Origin of the sequence: Ectothiorhodospira mobilis, from assembly GCF_016584115.1 — a bacterium.
In the GTDB taxonomy this organism is placed as follows: domain Bacteria; phylum Pseudomonadota; class Gammaproteobacteria; order Ectothiorhodospirales; family Ectothiorhodospiraceae; genus Ectothiorhodospira; species Ectothiorhodospira mobilis.
The window spans coordinates 1-277 of the sequence record NZ_NRSK01000107.1 but is presented as its reverse complement, the minus strand read 5'-3'; the positions used below and the strand labels follow the sequence as shown (position 1 = coordinate 277).

General features: G+C 77.6%; 1 protein-coding gene. It reads right to left on the bottom strand.

Annotated features, from left to right (window positions below; genetic code table 11):
* Positions 1–277, bottom strand: a 277-nt coding sequence (locus CKO33_RS13315; protein WP_200182703.1) for a hypothetical protein, incomplete at both ends; no start/stop codon positions are given.

Genomic DNA, 277 nt, shown 5'->3' with positions numbered 1-277 from the left:
GGGCGTGGTACAGGGCGGCGATGCCGGGTTCGGCCTCCAGGAAGGCGGGGTCGGGGGGGGTGTCGCCGAGGCCGTCGGTGTGATGCAGCTGCACGGGATGGCCCCGCCCCGCCAGGGCGCGGGCCAGTTCGCGGTTGACGATGGCGAGGCTGTAGGCGGAGTCGAAGGGGCCTTCGATGCGCAGGTGCAGGGGGCCCGCGTCGGCGGCGGGCCGCAGGCGGTGCTGGCCGCGGCGCTGGGCGCGGCGGCGGGCGGGGTCGGTGAGCAGGGCCTGGAT